The 16,802-nt window shown below is 66.6% G+C and carries 15 protein-coding genes and 1 pseudogene; 7 read left to right on the top strand and 9 right to left on the bottom strand.

Features of this window, described 5'->3' with window-relative positions; translation table 11 throughout:
- Positions 1-52 precede the first annotated feature (52 nt).
- Together BN973_RS14705 and BN973_RS14710 are read left to right on the top strand one after the other, a co-directional pair.
- Positions 53-1,165 (top strand): Rieske 2Fe-2S domain-containing protein, encoded by a 1,113-nt coding sequence (locus BN973_RS14705; protein WP_036468972.1) that lies wholly within the window; start codon positions 53-55, stop codon positions 1,163-1,165.
- Positions 1,166-1,188: 23 nt separating this feature from the next.
- The gene (locus BN973_RS14710) at positions 1,189-1,449 is read left to right on the top strand and encodes a hypothetical protein (RefSeq protein ID WP_051641594.1); all 261 of its coding nucleotides are present in this window, start codon (positions 1,189-1,191) and stop codon (positions 1,447-1,449) included.
- A gap of 67 nt (positions 1,450-1,516) precedes the next feature.
- Here BN973_RS14710 and BN973_RS14715 read toward each other — a convergent pair whose 3' ends face one another.
- The 7 genes from BN973_RS14715 to BN973_RS14745 form a co-directional block, all read right to left on the bottom strand.
- Positions 1,517-2,335, bottom strand: coding sequence for an IclR family transcriptional regulator (locus BN973_RS14715; protein WP_036468974.1), 819 nt, complete (start codon positions 2,333-2,335; stop codon positions 1,517-1,519).
- A 121-nt stretch (positions 2,336-2,456) separates the two neighbouring features.
- Positions 2,457-3,929, bottom strand: coding sequence for an FAD-dependent oxidoreductase (locus BN973_RS14720; RefSeq protein ID WP_036468975.1), 1,473 nt, complete (start codon positions 3,927-3,929; stop codon positions 2,457-2,459).
- Positions 3,929-4,837, bottom strand: a complete 909-nt coding sequence (gene bphC, locus BN973_RS14725; protein WP_036468976.1) for a biphenyl-2,3-diol 1,2-dioxygenase — start codon at positions 4,835-4,837, stop codon at positions 3,929-3,931. The genes BN973_RS14720 and bphC overlap by 1 nt, the downstream gene beginning before the upstream one ends.
- Before the next feature lie 9 nt (positions 4,838-4,846).
- Positions 4,847-6,031, bottom strand: coding sequence for an acyl-CoA dehydrogenase family protein (locus tag BN973_RS14730; protein ID WP_036468977.1), 1,185 nt, complete (start codon positions 6,029-6,031; stop codon positions 4,847-4,849).
- 171 nt (positions 6,032-6,202) lie between these two features.
- Positions 6,203-7,081: an alpha/beta fold hydrolase gene (locus tag BN973_RS14735; RefSeq protein ID WP_407067544.1), complete on the bottom strand. Its 879-nt coding sequence runs from the start codon at positions 7,079-7,081 to the stop codon at positions 6,203-6,205.
- Positions 7,082-7,242: 161 nt separating this feature from the next.
- Complete coding sequence (locus BN973_RS14740) at positions 7,243-7,680, bottom strand: nuclear transport factor 2 family protein (RefSeq protein WP_036468979.1); 438 nt, start codon at positions 7,678-7,680, stop codon at positions 7,243-7,245.
- A gap of 63 nt (positions 7,681-7,743) precedes the next feature.
- On the bottom strand, positions 7,744-7,926 hold the full coding sequence (locus BN973_RS14745) for a hypothetical protein (protein ID WP_036468980.1): 183 nt from the start codon (positions 7,924-7,926) through the stop codon (positions 7,744-7,746).
- Positions 7,927-8,103: 177 nt separating this feature from the next.
- Between BN973_RS14745 and BN973_RS14750 the strand changes: the two genes are divergently transcribed.
- From BN973_RS14750 to BN973_RS14760, 3 genes are all read left to right on the top strand, one after another.
- The gene (locus BN973_RS14750) at positions 8,104-8,529 is read left to right on the top strand and encodes a PPOX class F420-dependent oxidoreductase (protein ID WP_036468981.1); all 426 of its coding nucleotides are present in this window, start codon (positions 8,104-8,106) and stop codon (positions 8,527-8,529) included.
- A 51-nt stretch (positions 8,530-8,580) separates the two neighbouring features.
- A complete protein-coding gene (locus tag BN973_RS14755; protein ID WP_036468982.1) occupies positions 8,581-10,815 on the top strand; it encodes a molybdopterin-dependent oxidoreductase in 2,235 nt (744 codons plus the stop codon).
- A 169-nt stretch (positions 10,816-10,984) separates the two neighbouring features.
- A complete protein-coding gene (locus BN973_RS14760) occupies positions 10,985-11,488 on the top strand; it encodes an isoprenylcysteine carboxyl methyltransferase family protein (RefSeq protein WP_139830039.1) in 504 nt (167 codons plus the stop codon).
- Between the two features lie 4 nt (positions 11,489-11,492).
- Here BN973_RS14760 and BN973_RS14765 read toward each other — a convergent pair whose 3' ends face one another.
- Complete coding sequence (locus BN973_RS14765; RefSeq protein WP_036468984.1) at positions 11,493-12,338, bottom strand: SDR family NAD(P)-dependent oxidoreductase; 846 nt, start codon at positions 12,336-12,338, stop codon at positions 11,493-11,495.
- A 99-nt stretch (positions 12,339-12,437) separates the two neighbouring features.
- On the opposite strand from BN973_RS14765, the pseudogene BN973_RS14770 reads away from it, so the two are divergent.
- Positions 12,438-13,434: pseudogene (locus tag BN973_RS14770) on the top strand (alpha/beta hydrolase).
- A gap of 28 nt (positions 13,435-13,462) precedes the next feature.
- Here the strand turns inward: BN973_RS14770 and BN973_RS14775 are convergent.
- Positions 13,463-13,672, bottom strand: coding sequence for a hypothetical protein (locus BN973_RS14775; protein WP_036468985.1), 210 nt, complete (start codon positions 13,670-13,672; stop codon positions 13,463-13,465).
- A gap of 130 nt (positions 13,673-13,802) precedes the next feature.
- On the opposite strand from BN973_RS14775, the gene BN973_RS14780 reads away from it, so the two are divergent.
- On the top strand, positions 13,803-16,493 hold the full coding sequence (locus BN973_RS14780) for an FHA domain-containing protein (RefSeq protein WP_169718166.1): 2,691 nt from the start codon (positions 13,803-13,805) through the stop codon (positions 16,491-16,493).
- The last annotated feature ends 309 nt before the right edge of the window (positions 16,494-16,802 follow it).

Consider the following 16,802-nt stretch of genomic DNA (forward strand, 5'->3'; position numbering starts at 1 on the left):
GAGTGGAACAGGCAACCCCCGATCGGGTGTTTTGCGGCGTTAAATCGTGCCCATGCATGACACCGACGAGATTCGGCTCATCGAGGCCCAGGCCGCGCCGACGCGGTTTGCCCGCGGCTGGCATTGCCTGGGGCTGATCAGAGACTTCGGTGACGGCAAGCCACACGCGATCAACGCGTTCGGCCAGAAGCTGGTCGTCTTCCGAAGCGGGGACGGCAAGATCAACGTCCTGGACAGCTATTGCCGGCACATGGGCGGCGACCTCTCGCAGGGCCAGGTGAAGGGCGACGAGATCGCCTGCCCGTTCCACGACTGGCGGTGGGGCGGCGACGGGCGATGCAAGCAGGTGCCCTATGCCCGGCGCCCACCGAAGCTGGCTCGCACGGCGACCTGGACGACGCTGGAGCAGGACGGCATGTTGTTCGTCTGGAACGACCCGGAGCACAAGCCGCCGCCGCCGGAGGTGACGATCCCGCGCATCGAGGGAGCGACCAGCGACGAATGGACCGACTGGCATTGGTACACCACGGTCGTGGGAACCAGTAACTGCCGCGAAATCATCGACAACGTCGTGGATATGGCGCACTTCTACTACATCCACGGCGCGTTGCCGACCTACTTCAAGAACATCTTCGAGGGACATGTCGCGACCCAGTACATGAACGGCGAGGGCCGCCCCGACATGGGCGGGACCGAAGGCTCACGGATGCTGGGCAACACCTCGGTGGCGTCGTACTACGGGCCGTCCTTCATGATCGACGACCTGACCTACCACTACGAATACGGCGACGCGCAATCCATCCTGATCAACTGCCACTATCCGATCGACTCGAATTCCTTTGTGCTGCAATACGGCATCATCGTCAAGAAGTCCGAGGCGCTGCCCGGTGACCCCATGCAAACCGCGATCCGGCTCGGCGACTACGTGAAGCTGGGTTTCGAGCAGGACGTCGAAATCTGGCGGCACAAGGCGCGCATCGACAACCCGCTCCTGGTCGAGGAGGACGGCCCGGTTTACCAGTTGCGGCGCTGGTATGAGCAGTTCTACGTCGACGTCGCCGACGTGCAGCCGGATATGGTGGACCGCTTCGAATTCGAACTGGACACCACCCGGCCGTACCAGGCGTGGATGAAAGAGGTCGAGGCGAACCTGGCGGCCCGGTGAGGATCGACAATCGGCTCGACGAGATGCCCATGCTGCCCGTGGCATGTGGCAGCTGCGGCGCGCGGGTGCTGGTCCGCAAGAGCACCTGGAACCAGACCAGCGTGCAGTGGAACGCCGACGCGACGCAGCGCTGCGCTGAGCGCGCCGAGGCCGAGCAGGTGTCCGCGCACGCCGGTCGTGGGGTGTTCCTGGTGTGTTCGGCGCTGCGCGAGTCGATCCTCGAGGCCGTGCGCCAGGGGGAGCTGGTCATCGTCGATGAAATACCCGGTGCGACACCGCCGTAGGCTCGACAACCTCTACAGGCTGACCATCGGTCCGCGGCAACCGAGGGTTATTTCGACGGCCGCGAATTCACGCGTACTGCAACGCGTGCTGCTTGTGGGGGAGCAGTGGCCGCAGCGGCTGCAGGGTCGGTGCCACCCGTCGCGGGCCGTCCTCGGCGTTGCGCCAGATGCCCATCGCCGTCATGCGTACCGGTGCGGTCAGCCGCTGGTCGAACATCATCCGGCTCATCGGCCCGCACACCGACACCGCCGCGACGGCCTCGCCCGGAGCGCCGATAGGCGCTGCGACACAACCGAATCCGAGCAACGATTCCTCGCGCTCGAACGCCACGCCGTGAGCGCGCACCTTCGCCAACTCCGCGGCCAGCTGGGAGCTGGTGGAAACCGAGTACTTGGTCTTGCGGGCCCGCAGGTCGACCTGGGCGTCGTCGCCGCGGTACGCCAGGATCGCCTTGCCCACCGCGGTGCAATGCGCGGGTTGCCGGCCGCCGACTCGGGTGGGGATCGCGTCGGCCATGCGGTCACCGACCTTGTCGAGGTACACCACGTCGGGCCCGTCGAGCACCGCGAGGTGTGCGATCAGCCCGGTGGCTCGGTGCAATTCGCCCAGCAGCGGGCCGGCCGCACGCACGAGACGGTCCTGATGCACGGCCAGCGATCCCAGTTCGACCAGGCGCATGCCGAGCTCGTAGTCGCGACCGCTGCGGCGCAACCAGCGCAGCTGCACCAAACGCTCGAGCATTCGGTGCGCCGAGGAACGCGGCAGGCCAGTGCGCCGCACAATCTGGGCCAGGGTCAGCCGGCCCGTCCCGTCGAAGGCGTCGAGCACCAGCGAGATGCGGTCGATGACGGCCGTGGGGGTGGTTGCTGCAGCGGTCCCTGACATCGGTCCTCCAACGGGCTGGGTGTACCTGGCTGCCATATTCCTAATAGGAATAGATATACCACACCGATGTGGCCGCTGTCACACAACACGCTGAAAGCCGCGAGCAGAGAGCTAAAAAGGCTCAGCCCTTGGCGGCGGACCGTCCGGCACGGCGGCCGTAGAAGCTGCCGTCGCCGAGTGAGATGCCGCTGGCATAACCCCAGGCGGCCAGCCCGGCGGTGGAACGGCCGGCGGCGAACAGGCCCGGGATCGGCTCACCGCTGACGTGCAGCACCTCGGCGTCCAGCGTGGTGGCTAGGCCGCCCAGCGTGAAGCCGCCGGTGTTCTCCCGCAGGTCGATCGCGCCGACCGGGGTGCCGATCGGCCTGATCCATTCCGACTTCTTGTGCAGCAGCGGGTCCTCGCCGCGCGCGGCGCCCTCGTTGTAGGCAGCGACGGTCGCCTGCAGCGAACCGGGCGCCAGGCCGATATCGCGTTCCAGGTCGGCCACGTTGTCGGCCACCCAGGTCGGCTGCCGCAGCATGAACTTCGGTGACCACGACGCCATCGCCTCCTGCTGGGCGTCGTTGTCGATGATCAGGTAGGCGATGTTGTCCTGGTGGTAGAGCGTGAGCTGCCCGACGCGGCCCGGGTAGGTGTCCTCGGCGACGTAACGCTGGCCGCGACCGTTGACCAGGATCCCGCGTACCAGCTGCTGGGGGTCGATGAAGATCGCGACCTCGGTGGCGTCCATGTGGGCCAGGTCGGCGCCGAGGGCCTGCGCCATCCGGATCGCCTGCCCGTCGTGCTGCTCGATCGACGCGGCCGGGCGTCCGGCGATGCGCGGCGCGTAGCGGGCCACCATCGCGTCGTTGTAGGCGAAGCTTCCCGTCGCCAGCACCACGCCGGTGCGCGCCCGGATCGTCATCTCGGTGCCGTACTGGCGGGCGCGGATGCCGACCACTCGGCCGTCGGACTCGACGACCAGACACCGCACCCGCACGTCGTAGAGCGCGCGAGCGCCTGCCGCCGTGGCGGTTTCGACGAGCGGCTTCATCAGCATGTAGCCGGCGCTGGCTTCGCCCTGCTTCTTGTTCTGCATCTGCGGGACGTGGCCACGTGGGGCGGGGGTGGCGATCGTGTTGAACGGGTAGGAGTTTTCGCCGCCGCTGTACATCAGGCCCTGATCGCCCATCGGCTCCCAGCCGGGCTCGGAGAAGAACTCCGCCTTGAACGGCACGCCGCACCCGACCAGCCACTCGAAATGGGCGACGCTGCCGGCGCAGTAGTCGGCAATGCGCACGGTATCGGCACCCGGTCCCATCGCCACGTTGAGGAACGCCGCCATGTTCTCGACGGAATCGCTGAAACCGCAGGCCTTTTGCAGCGGCGTGCCGCCGCCGAGGTAGATGAATCCGCCGGCCATCGCCGCCGCACCGCCCCACGAGCCGGTGCGTTCGGCCACCAGCACGTCAACCCCGGACCGGGCCGCCTCGACCGCGGCCGCCGCACCCGCGACGCCGTAACCGGCGATGACGACGTCGGCCTCGTGATCCCACGCGGTGATCGACGACGCCGCAATCGGCGTCACGTCGGTGTCGGGTGTCTGGGACATCACAGCCGCATCGCCGCGGGCATTTCGCCGACCCACTGGTGGCCCCAGTAGCTGTCAGCGGTGATTTCCTCTGCCGTGTAATAGGTTTCGTCGACCCGCATGCCGTCGGTGCCGAATTCGATGTCCCAATCGCCCGGCGCGCGGACGTAAAAGGAGATCATCTTGTCGTTGGTGTGCCGGCCCAGCGTCGACGACAACTGGAAGCCCTCGGCGTTGACCCGGTCCAGCGCCTGGCCCACCGCGTCGAGGGTGTCGACCTCGACCATGATGTGCACCAGCCGCGGGTCGCGCATGTGCGCGGCCGGCACGATCGCCATGCTGTGATGACGTTCGTTGATGCCCAGGAAGCGAACCCGCACCGGGCCAAACTCTTTCGGCAACGGCACCCGGAACGCACCGCGCGACCGGAAACCCAAAACCTCGGTGTAGAAGTCGAACGCGCCGCCCGGATCCATCGCGGGGACCACGACGTGGCCCATGCCCTGATCGCCGGTGACGAACCGGGCGCCGAACGGGGTGACGACCGGGCTGTGATCGAGCACCGCCCCGTGGAACACCTCGAGTGTGGTGCCGGAGGGGTCCTCGAAGGTGATCACCTCTTCCACCCGGCGGGCCTCGGCCTCCTCGATCGACAGCTGCTTGAACGGCACCCCGGCCCCGTCCAGCGTCGCCTTGACCCGCTGCAGCGCCGGGTGATCGCGAACCTCCCAGCCGATCGTGAGCACCCGATCGGTTTCACCCGGCACCACGATCAACCGCGCAGCGCGCTCGTCCATCCTCAGGTATAGCGCGGACTCGTCGGGCCCGCTACCCTCGGCGAAACCCAGGACGCCGAACGCGAAGCGGCGCCAGCGGTCGATGCCATTAGTCGAAATCGTAATGTAGCCAAGGCTTTTCAGGTCTGTCACCGCAACTCCTTAGATCAACGCCCGCAGCGGACCCTCGGGGGGATCGATGCCGATCGAACTGAGCGCCGATGCGTGGTACGTGGTGCCGGGGACGTGGATGGCATGCATCTGGCCGACGTGAACGTCACGCCAATACCGCTGCAGCGGTTTGTCCATCCGTGCCGCATTGCCGCCCGACCGGGCGAAGATCTCGTCGACGGCCGACACCGCGCGCCACACCGCGCGCACTTGCGTGCGGCGTCCGGCCGCGCGATCGGCGAACGACACCTCCTTGCCGGCCGCGACCATGTCGTAGATGCGGTCGGCGTTGGCCAGCAGTTCCTGGCGGGCGGCGTTGATGTCGGCGGCCGCCTCGCCGATCGCATGCATGACGTACGGGTCGTCCTTGATCGCGGTTCCGGTGGCGCCGACGCGTTCGCGTTGGTAGTCCAGGTGCGCGGCGAGCGCGCCCTCGGCGATGCCGATGGTGGCCGCGGAGATGCCCAGCGGAAACATCGTCGACCACGGCATCAGATACAGAGGTTCGGTCATGCCGGCCTCGCGCTGGGCGGTGCCGTCCATCACCTTGGTCGCATCCATCGTCCGGTAGCTCGGCACGAACGCATCTTTGACGATGACGTCCTTGGAGCCGGTTCCGCGCAGCCCCACCACATTCCACGAGTCCTCGACGATCTCGTAGTCCTTGCGCGGCAGGATCATGTGCAGCATCTGCGGTGGCATCAGCGGAACGCCCTTTTCGTCAGCACGCATGGCGCCCAGGATGATCCAGTCGCAATGGTCGGTGCCCGAACTGAACTGCCAGCGACCGTTGAAGATGTAACCGCCGTCGACGGGTTTCGCCACGCCCTGTGGCGCGTACGGCGATGCCATCCAGGTGTCGACGTCGTCGGCCCAGATTTCCGCGGCGACCTTCGGGTCCGCGTACGCCAATTGGTAGGGGTGCACGCCCACCACGCCGACGATCCAGCCGGCGGCCGGATCCAGCGCCGCGGTGGCCATCGTCGTCTCGGCGAACTCGCGGGGATGGACCTCGAAGCCTTGATACTGCTTGGTCTGCAGCAGCCGGATCAGGCCGGCGTCCTTCATCAACTTGACGGTGTCGTCGGTAAGCCGGCCGATTTGCTCGGCTTCGGCGGCCTGGTCGCGCAATTGGTCGGCCATGGCCACCACCCGGTCGAGTACCCGGTCGCTCATATCGTTGTCCTTACGTGTGCGGGCTAAGTAATGGTCTACCGCAGTGCTCGCCCGTCCCAAAGGAAATCCCGATGAGCGGACGGAAACGCGTTAGGACGCGGTGTGCAGCGCCGGACTCGCCGGCCGTGAATATGCGTGCGGTGCCGACCCGCTCCGCCCTCGCGATCGCCGCTAGCGCGACAGGAAGCCCAGGACCGTGCTTTCGAATGCCGCCTTGGCTTCGATCATGGCCCAGTGTCCGGAGTTCGGGAAGATATGCAGCTCCGCGTTGGGGATGGTGCGCATCGGGATGAGCGCCATGTCCGGCGGGCTCACCCGATCGTCGCGGCCCCAGGTCAGCAGCGTGGGGGCAGCCACCTTGTGCATCGTCGCCCAGGGGAGCGGCCGATCCGAGGCCGCCATCGCGGAGTTCATCGCGGCAAAAGCCGCCTTGCCATACATCCGGCGCGCGGCGTCCAGCGTGACGGGATCGGTGGCCAGCTGCCAACGTTCTTCGATGAGTTCCTCGGTCACCAACCCCTGGTCGTACACCATCGACTTGAGCCAGTCGACGAGGCGCTGGCGGGTCGGGTCCTCGACGAACTCCTGCAACAGCCGGATGCCCTCGCTGGGGCTGGGGCTGAAGATGTTGGTGCCGATGCCTCCGATGGTCACCAGCCGGTCGATGCGGTCCGGGTTACCGATGGCGAAGTTGACGCCGACGCCGCCACCCATCGAGTTGCCGACGATGTGTGTCTTGTCGACACCGAGCGCATCCAGGAACGGCGAAACGACGCCGAACGCCGTGACCATCGGGTGGCCGCCGAAGTCGTCGGTGACCCCGAAGCCGGGGAATTCGAGGATCAGGCAGCGGAAGTGCTCGGCGAACCTCGGCAGGATCCCGCGGAAATTGCGCCAGCCGGTGACCCCGGGGCCGGAGCCGTGCAGGAACAGCAGCGCCGGAGCGGAATCCGGGCCGCAGTCGTAGTAGCGCAAAGCGCCCTTCGGGGTGGTGATTTCGCGCAGGTCATGCTCGACGGTCGCTGGAGAGGTATTTGCCACGCATGCCACCCTGCCATGTCGCTTCGCGGCGCGGCAGCGGTGTTCCGCTGATCGGCATGCGCGGTGGTCATGACTGTGCGCTGAGGGCCTTGAATGTGCACCCAGTGCGCCCAGGATGCACACGCATCTGCGCGGGAAAGCTGCTGTGCGTCAAGGACTCACGCGCGCCGTCACGGCCGCGCCATCGCCGAGTCGGCGGCCGCCCAATCCGTCGACACCTTGCGGTGCTTGATCAGCCAGGTGTCACCGTCGGGCACCAAGATGTCGCGATAGCGGCCGAAATGGTCGAGGCCGATATGCGTGACGACGGTGAAGTAGCAGCAGACCTGCGCCTCGTCAGGAGCCACCGACGTGAACAGGATGTTGGCGACGTTGTGTCGGACGACCGGCTTGACGTCCGCCTCGACCGCGATTCTGCCGGTGACGCCGGCCAGGAACGCGACGATCTCGGATCGGCCGCGCAGTGGCTCGGCACCGCGAATCTCGAGAACGCCGTCCACACAGAATGTCTCGGCAAGGTCGTCGACCCGGCCGGCGTCACCGGACCAGTTGTAGCGGGCCAGCGTGTCGCGGATCTGCTCACGGGCCATCAGCTCCCACATCTCCATCGCCGTGACTCCTCAGCCGACCGCAGGTACTCCCGTAGCACCTTAGTCAGGCGGCCTCCGCGCTTACCGGACGATGCGAGGCTCGAAGCGCTGCAGCGGCTTGGGCATGACTCCGTTCAGGTCGAAGACGGCTATCATGGCTCGCAACAGGGCGGGGGACCAGTCGTCGAGTGGGTGTGCGTCTATGCGCGCGAGCACTTCACGGCGCAGATACTCGATATTCATCGGGGGCTGTTGGTCGGTCATGGCCGCGCCTCCGGCTCCTCGCTCCTGGGGGCTGGTCTTTCGGTCGTAATTGACGCTAGGGCCGATACGTCGTCGATGTACAGGCAACTTGTCAGATTCAAATGTCTCTCAAGGGAAAGCGCCGGCGGCTACCCGTTCGGCGGGAATGAAAATCGTCGCCAGGCGGTAGCACAACGCATGGAACTCAACGACGCCGCACGAAACCTGATCGGCACGGGGGCGGATGCCACCCTGGTCACCCTCAATCCCGACGGAAGCCCGCAGGTCAGCCTGGTCTGGGTGGCCTTGCGGTCAACGCCGGACGGTGACGAGTTGGTCACCGCTCACCTCGCCGAACACAAGAAGGTTCGCAACGTGCGTCGGGATCCGCGGGTAGCGGTGACGATCGTGTCGCTCGACGGAGCGGGTCAGGGGATGCGGCCCTACCTCGCGATCACCGGGACCGCGCGGATCGTGGAAGGCGGCGCCCCGGAGCTGCTGAAGGAACTGAACCCGGTCCTGGGCGATCCGAACATGAAGTTCCCGCCGGATGACGCACCGCCGGGATATCTGACCCGCATCCGCATCGACAAGGTCGGCGGCATCGGGCCTTGGGTCGGCTGAGCCGCCTTTTTGCCACTTCCGCTACTCGGAGTATCGCAATACAGTGGGTGGATGAAACCCGGAGCTGACGGCAAACATATCCGGACCTGTCCGCTGTGTGAAGCCATGTGCGGCTTGGAAATTCACGTCGAAGCGGGCAAAGTCACCGGCATTCGCGGCAACCGTGACGACGTGTGGAGCCGTGGCCATCTCTGCCCGAAGGGCGTGTCGCTGGGCGCGGTCCACCACGACCCGGACCGCGTCCGCAACCCGATGATCAAGGTCGACGGCGAATGGCAGGAGGTCAGCTGGGACGCCGCGTTTCGGCGCTGCACCGAGTTGTTGACACCGGTGATCGAGAAGTACGGGATCGGCGCGGTCACCGCCTACACCGGCAACCCACTGGCGCACTCGTTTTCGCTGGCCCGCTATGCCGGCGTCCTGATGGGCATGTCGGGGATGCCGGTCACCTATTCGCCCGGCACGGTCGATCAATGGCCGAAGAACCTGTCGTCGCACCTGATGTACGGCCTCTGGTGGAACTTTCCGGTGCCCGACATCGAGCGCACCGACCTGCTCGTCATCATGGGTGCCAATCCCGCCGCGTCGCAGGGATCACTCTTGGCCGCGCCCGACGTGATGGGCCTGATCGACGGAATTCGCAAACGCGGCAAGGTGATCGTGATCGACCCGGTGCGCACGCCGACCGCGGCACGGGCCGACGAGTGGCTGCCGATCGTCCCGGGCACCGACGCGGCGTTGTTGCTGGCGGTGGCCCACACGCTCTTCGACGAGGGCCTGGTGAACCCCGGCCCGCACGTCGACGGTGTCGACACCATGCGCGAGGTCGCCGCGGACTGGCCGCCAGAGCGGGTCAGTGACGTCACCGGCATCGATGTCGACACCATCCGGCGGTTGGCGCGCGAATTGGCGGCCGTCGACAAGTCGGTGGTGTACGGCCGAATTGGGTTGTGCAATCAGGAGTTTGGCAGCCTGGCCAGCTGGATGGTCGACGTCATCAATATTTTGACCGGCCATTTCGACACGCCAGGCGGCGCGATGTTCCCCAAGCCGGCGGCTTGGTCGATCACCACGCAGCCGCTGCCCGGCCTCGAGGGCGGTCTTCCGGAATTCGGCCGCTGGCACACGCGGGTGCGCGGCGCCAAAGAGGTGCTCGGGCAGGCCCCGGTGTCGTGCATGACCGAAGAAATCGCGACACCGGGCGACGGGCAACTCAAGGCCCTGATCACGGTCGCCGGCAACCCGGTGTTGTCGACGCCCGGCGGCGACAAGCTCGACGAGGTGCTGCCGATGCTGGAGGCGATGATCTCGATCGACCTCTGGATCAACGAGACGACGCGGCATGCCGACGTGATCCTGCCCGGGCTGTCGCCGCTGGAACAGCCGCACCACGACGACCTCATCCTGCTGTTCGCGATCCACAGCATCGCGAACTACTCCGCGCCGGTGTTCGACCCGGGTGATCGCCCGCACGAGTGGGAGATCCTGATCCGGCTGACCGGCCTGTGCACGGGCACACCGGCCGAAGACGTCGACGTCGCCGCGATCGACGACGGCTTCTTCGATTACCTGGCCTTCACCCGCGGCGTCGACGGCGCCGAGATCCGCAAGCTCTACGAGCACGGCGGCCCCGAGCGGATGCTGGACCTCACGCTGCGTACCGGGCCGTTCGGGGATCAATACGGCAAGAATCCCGGTGGACTCACGTTGGACCTGCTCAAGCAGAACCCGAACGGCATCGACTTCGGGCCGATGGTGCCGCAGCTCCCGGAGATTCTGGGCACCCCGGACCGCAAGATCCGGCTCGCTCCGCAGTATCTGCTCGACGACCTGCCCCGGCTGGCCGCGCGGCTGGAGCGGCCCGGCGAGCCGTTGGTCCTGGTCAGCCGCCGGCACCTGCGCTCGAACAACACCTGGCTGCACAACGTGCCCGCATTGATGAAGGGTAAGGATCGGTGCACGCTGCTGATCCACCCCGACGACGCGGCGCGCTGCGGAGTGTCCGACAACGACATCGTCACCGTCAAATCCGAGGCCGGCGAGATCAAGGTGCCGGTGGAAGTCACCGACGCGATCAAGCCCGGTGTGGTGTCGATGCCGCATGGCTGGGGACATGGCAAGCCGGGCACGCGAATGTCGGTCGCCAACGGGTCACCGGGCGCCAACACCAACGCGCTCTCCGTGCCGACATTCATCGACGAGCCATCCGGTAACGGTGCACTTAACGGGATACCGGTGACGGTCCTCGAGGATCAAGCCCGGTTCGAACCCGCTCGGAGCCGCTGACGAACTCCAAAGTGTAATTGCGCCAACAGTTCTGCCGGGACTGAGATGCGGTCGTAGCGGCGTGCCGGCTGTGGGTTGGTTCACGCCTGCCATGGTTGCTGAACCCGAGAGGGCCGATCCTCGTGGCAAAAGCAGGAACGCGACCTCGCGGGAAGGGGGAGAAGCCATGTTGTACTACCTGCTGTTCATCGCGATGATCGGCGTCGAGCGTCTGATCGGGCTCGTCGTCGCGCACCGAAACGCCCAATGGTCGATCACCCACGGGGGCAAGGAATTCGGCCTCGACCACTACCCGGCGATGGTCAGCGTGCATGCGTTACTGCTGGTTTCGTGTCTGGTGGAAGTGTGGGCCCTGGGACGACCGTTTGTGCCGTGGTTGGGATGGCCGATGCTCGTCGTCGTGGTGCTCAGCTGCATCGTCCGCTGGCGCTGCGCGGCGGCGTTGGGCCGGCACTGGAACCCGCGGCTGATCGTGATCCCGGGCGCGCCGCTGGTGCGGCGTGGTCCGTATCGATGGGTACGTCACCCCGACTACATCGCGGTGGTCGCCGAGGTGGCGGCGCTGCCGCTGATCCATTCGGCGTGGCTGACGGCGATCGCGTTCAGCATTGCCAACGCGTTCCTGCTCAACGTGCGAATTCGCCTGGAAAACGCGGCATTGACCTACGTCTGAGCGATCAGGGCGCGAACGGCCGGTTGGTCCACTCCCGGTCGGCCCGTCGTGACGAACGAAACCATCCGCCCGCCGCACCGGTGCCGCCGTCGGTCGGGATGGTGTGACCCGTGACGAACGCCGACAGGTCCGAGGCCAAAAACAGGATCACGCGGGCCTGATCCTCGGGCAGCCCCATCCGCCCGGCCGGAACCCATTGCGGCCACTGTGCTTGCTCCTCGGGGGACAGCCACTGCGAATAAGGCACCTGCAGCGATTCGGTAACGTCGGGCCCAATGCCGTTGACCCGCACCCCGTCCCGGCCCACCTGAACCGCGAGGCTGCGGGTGAAATGAATGACGGCCGCCTTGAACGCGGCGTAGACCGGATCCTCGGGGTAGCCCCGCAGCCCTTCGACGGAGGAGACGTTGACGATCGACCCGCGACGTCGACCGACCATCGCCGGCAGGAACGCGTGGGTGACCAAGAAGACGTGGTGCAAGTTGATCCGGTAGAGCTCGTCCCACAATTGCGGGTCGGTGTCGACGAAATTGCCCGGGTGTCGCAGCCAATGGCCGACATTGTTGACCAGCACGTCGATCCGGCCGAACCGGTCCAGCACGCTTCGTGCCAGCGCCCCAACCTGATCGGCGTCTCGAACGTCGGCGACGATCGGCACCGCCTCCCCGCCCGACGCCGAGATCCGCTCGGCGGTCCGGTCCGCGAGGTCGGCTTCGATATCGGCGATCACGACCCGGGCGCCGTGTGCTGCGAACAGCTGCGCGGTTGCCGCGCCGATACCGCCACCGCCGCCGGTTACCACCGCGATCCGGTCGGCCAGCATCCCGTCTGCCTGAGTTGGCTGCTCCATCCTCATATCTTCGAGCACTCGTCGAGATCGATCGGCATCCAGGCCAGGTTATTGCCTTTTCCGGACGGGTATTCACCGGGTCCTAGGAGCGTCGAATAAATGGTTACCAGGCGGATTACGCGGCGTATTCATCATCGTCGCAGTGCGCAATCGATTGCCGTCTCGTTGGCAAGCCGATTAATCGTAAAAACGTGGTCCGAGCATGGGCGTTGCAGCCCAATCTGCATCGGCCGTTGGGGTATGTCGACGGGATGGTGGGTTTGCCACCCCATTTCCGGTCGGCCGTCAAGGTCGAACCGGTGCGCCTTGAGCACTGCAACGCCGAATGGGTTCGCGCTCCCGGCGTATCCCCGACCCGGGCCATCCTGTACCTGCACGGCGGCGCATTTCTTACGTGCGGCGTCAATACGCACCGGGCGCTGGTGAGCCGCTTGTCGGAGGCAGCCGATGCCGGCCGGTTACCGGAAACTGCCCTCGCATCAGATCGCGGACGCGATCGACGACGGCCTGTGTGGCCTGAGCTGGCTGCAGGACCGCGGATACGATCCGGATCGGATAGTGGTTGCCGGCGACTCGGCCGGTGGATACCTGGCGTTCATGACGACGCTGGCGGCGATCCGCACGCAGGTCGCCGCGCCGGCCGGGGTCGCGACCGTCTCGCCGTTCACGGATGCGAACCCGCTCCGAAAACTCAAGCACCGCAACGCACGCAAATCCTCGATGGTCACCGCCGGGGCGCTGTCGATATTTTCGGGCTATCTCGGCGAAGTGCAGCTCCCGAACGGCCCGGGACGTTCGTCGGGTCAGGTTGTCTCACCGGTCGACGCCGATTTGTCGGTACTGCCGCCCGTGCCCATCCACGCCGGCGCGGACGAGTTGCTGCTTCCCGATGCCGTGCTTTTGGCAGAACGGTTGGAAACCAACGGAATCCGCTGCGATTTGCCACTGTGGGCCGGCCAGATTCACGACTTCCCGGTGGCGACCGACGTTTTGCCGGAGGGTAGGCGGGGCCATCCGGTGCCTCGGGGATTTCGTCAAGGAAGTCACCGCCGAGTCGGCGTGCCGCGGCAGCGGACGGGTCACCGCCGCCGGGTAGAGTGCGCCAAACCGATTGCGCGGCAAGGCTATTCGTATTCGTCGAAATCCGGGTCGGTGACGACCGACTGTCGCTGCTCCTGCCAATCGGAATCCGTTGTCTCCAGGGGCACGTCGGCGTCATCCGGCCAGGCTGACGCGTGGTCGTCGTCCGGCGCGGCCTGACCGGCCGGGCGTTGTTGTTCGACGGCGTCCGCGATCGGCACGTCGTCGGGGATTTCACCGGCGCTGTCGTGCATGCGCGGCCGGCTACCCGCACGGGCGCGATCGAAAACCGATGGGATTCTCCGAGAAATGGGGGCTGAAGAACGACACGGGCGCTGACCGGTATCGACGACAGGTGCCCGCTTTTGCCCCGACGCCGATACAGTGGGGCTCGTGACCCGAGCAGCCCCACCTGTGCTGACCGTGCGGTACGAGGGATCCGAACGGACCTTTGCACCCGGCAACGATGTGGTCATCGGGCGTGACTTGCGGGCCGACGTCCGCGTCGCGCATCCGCTGATTTCCCGGATACACCTGGTGGTGCGCTTCGATCAGGGCCGGTGGATCGCCATCGACAACGGCAGCCTCAATGGTTTGTACGTCAACAATCGTCGGGTACCCGCCGTCGACATTCAGGACGGGCAGCGGGTCAACATCGGCAACCCGGACGGGCCGATGGTGACCTTCGAAGTCGGGCGTCACCAGGGTGTGGCGGGAACGCCGCCGCTGACGACGTCGATCCCGATCTCTACCGGGACGCACGATCCGCGGCTGGCACAGGGACGCCCCCCGACCGGCTCGATGTCGCAAGGCCTGGCTGGGCACCCGCCGGCGAGCCCGTCGCGGCCGATGCCGACCTATCCTCCCCCCGCGCCGCATGCGGGTGCGCCATCCGGGCCACTGCCGACATCTCCGACCGGCTCGTCCGGCCCGGTGCAGCAGCATCACCCGACCGGCACCCATCCGGCCGGCCCGTCCAGCGGACCGATGTCGTCGCCGCACATTTACCGGCCACACCCCGCTCAGGTTCCCCCGGCCGCGCCGGTAGACCCACCGACCGCGCTGACGGGCCGCGTCGGCGGCGACGGCTCGAACCTCGCGACGTCGATGATGAAGATCCTGCGCCCGGGCAAGGCGGGCACGGACGCCCCGGGCGCGATCAGGATCGGGCGGGCCAACGACAACGACATCGTGATTCCCGAGGTGCTGGCATCGCGGCACCACGCGACCCTGATCCCGACGCCGAGCGGCACCGAGATCCATGACAACCGCAGCATCAACGGCACGTTCGTCAACGGTCAGCGGGTCGACTCCGCGTTACTGAAGGACGGCGACGTCGTCACGATCGGCAACATCGACCTGGTGTTCGCCGGCGGCGCGCTGGCCCGCCGGGACGCCGACACCGCGGCACAGACCCGCCTCGGCGGTCTGGACGTGCGCGGGGTGACCTGGACGATCGAAAACAACAAGACGCTGCTCGACGACATCTCGTTGGGCGCCAGTCCCGGGACCCTCACAGCGGTGATCGGCCCGTCCGGCGCCGGCAAGTCGACCTTCGCCCGGCTGGTGGCCGGCTACACCCACCCCAGCAACGGCACGGTCGCATTCGAGGGCCACAACGTCCACGCCGAATACGCCTCGCTGCGCAGCAGGATCGGGATGGTGCCGCAGGACGACGTGGTGCACGGACAGCTCACCGTGGAACAGGCGCTGGGGTACGCCGCGGAACTGCGGCTGCCGCCCGACACCACCAAGGCCGACCGCGAACAGGTCGTCGCCCGAGTGCTCGAGGAGCTGGAGATGACCCAGCACCTGCACACCCGGGTCGACAAGCTGTCCGGCGGTCAGCGCAAGCGGGCCTCGGTGGCACTGGAGTTGCTGACCGGACCGTCGCTGCTGATTCTCGACGAGCCGACCTCCGGTCTGGACCCGGCGCTGGACCGGCAGGTCATGACGATGCTGCGGCAGTTGGCCGACGCCGGTCGCGTGGTACTGGTGGTCACCCACTCGCTGACCTACCTGGACGTCTGCGACCAGGTGCTGCTGCTGGCTCCCGGCGGCAAGACCGCGTTCTGCGGTCCGCCCGCCCAGATCGGCCCGGCCATGGGGACGACCAACTGGGCCGACATCTTCAGTTCGGTCGCCGGCAATCCCGACGCGGCCAAGGCGAAATACCTGGCGCGGACCGGCCCACCGCCACCACCGCCGCCGGCGGAGAAACCGGCCGAGATCGGCGATCCGTCGCACACGAGTCTGCTGCGGCAGTTCTCCACGATCGCCCGGCGCCAGATCCGCTTGATCGTCTCCGACCGGGGCTATTTCATCTTCCTTGCGTTGCTGCCGTTCATCATGGGCTCGCTGTCGATGTCGGTGCCGGGCAACGTCGGCTTCGGCATCCCGAATCCGGTGGGCGACGCGCCCACCGAGCCGGGGCAGATCCTGGTGCTGCTCAATGTCGGAGCGGTGTTCATGGGGACCGCGTTGACGATCCGAGATCTCATCGGCGAGCGCGCCATCTTCTTGCGAGAACAGGCGGTCGGCCTCTCCACTTCGGCGTACTTGTTGGCAAAGGTCTGTGTCTATACGGTGTTCGCGGTCGTGCAGTCGGGCATCGTCACCGTCATCACGCTGCTGGGCAAGGGCGGACCAACGCAGGGCGCCGCGGCGCTCGGCAAGGCGCCAGTGGAGCTGTTCGTCGATGTCGCGGCCACCACCGTCGCCTCGGCGATGCTCGGGCTGTTGCTGTCGTCGGTCGCGAAGTCCAACGACCAGATCATGCCCCTGCTGGTCGTTGCGGTGATGTCGCAGTTGGTGTTCTCCGGCGGCATGATCCCCGTGACGGGCCGCATCGGCCTCGACCAGATGTCCTGGGCCACCCCGGCGCGGTGGGGTTTCGCGGCGTCGGCGTCCACCATCGACCTGACCAAGCTGGAGCCCGGCCCGCAGGTCCCCAAGGACGCGCTCTGGCATCACAATGCCGGCACGTGGTGGTTCGACTTGGGCATGCTGATCGCGATCAGCGTTTTCTACCTGTGCTTCGTGCGCTGGAAGATTCGCCTCAAGGGTGGGCGCTGATCACTCGACGATAGGGGTCTAGGCCCCCTTGCGGACTGTCTGCTCGGACGCGGCGTGCATCCGATCCGACAGTCGAAGGAGATCGTGCTCGCCGATCCCATGGGGCAGGGTATACGCCAGCTGACGCAATTCAACGGCATAGTTGCGCAGCTCCTGCCGGAGGCGCGTCTCAACAGTCGGCATGACTTCTCCCGATCTTCGATCCGCCAATTTCAAGATCATCGCAGCCCGGCGCCGATTCCGCGATGGGTCAGACGCGAATTAACGGGAGTTTGACAGCGTATTTACAACAGCGAGCATCTCGAGGAC

Source organism: Mycobacterium triplex (assembly GCF_000689255.1).
Lineage (GTDB): Bacteria > Actinomycetota > Actinomycetes > Mycobacteriales > Mycobacteriaceae > Mycobacterium > Mycobacterium triplex.

Bases quoted from the DNA above. Each gene is read 5' to 3' on its own strand.
- BN973_RS14715 (WP_036468974.1), bottom strand. From the start codon at position 2,335: ATGTCAGGGACCGCTGCAGCAACCACCCCCACGGCCGTCATCGACCGC.
- BN973_RS14755 (WP_036468982.1), top strand. From the start codon at position 8,581: ATGAAACCCGGAGCTGACGGCAAACATATCCGGACCTGTCCGCTGTGT.
- BN973_RS14710 (WP_051641594.1), top strand. From the start codon at position 1,189: ATGCCCATGCTGCCCGTGGCATGTGGCAGCTGCGGCGCGCGGGTGCTG.
- BN973_RS14765 (WP_036468984.1), bottom strand. From the start codon at position 12,338: ATGGAGCAGCCAACTCAGGCAGACGGGATGCTGGCCGACCGGATCGCG.
- BN973_RS14705 (WP_036468972.1), top strand. From the start codon at position 53: ATGCATGACACCGACGAGATTCGGCTCATCGAGGCCCAGGCCGCGCCG.
- BN973_RS14750 (WP_036468981.1), top strand. From the start codon at position 8,104: ATGGAACTCAACGACGCCGCACGAAACCTGATCGGCACGGGGGCGGAT.
- BN973_RS14745 (WP_036468980.1), bottom strand. From the start codon at position 7,926: ATGACCGACCAACAGCCCCCGATGAATATCGAGTATCTGCGCCGTGAA.
- BN973_RS14720 (WP_036468975.1), bottom strand. From the start codon at position 3,929: ATGTCCCAGACACCCGACACCGACGTGACGCCGATTGCGGCGTCGTCG.
- BN973_RS14730 (WP_036468977.1), bottom strand. From the start codon at position 6,031: ATGAGCGACCGGGTACTCGACCGGGTGGTGGCCATGGCCGACCAATTG.
- BN973_RS14740 (WP_036468979.1), bottom strand. From the start codon at position 7,680: ATGGAGATGTGGGAGCTGATGGCCCGTGAGCAGATCCGCGACACGCTG.
- BN973_RS14775 (WP_036468985.1), bottom strand. From the start codon at position 13,672: ATGCACGACAGCGCCGGTGAAATCCCCGACGACGTGCCGATCGCGGAC.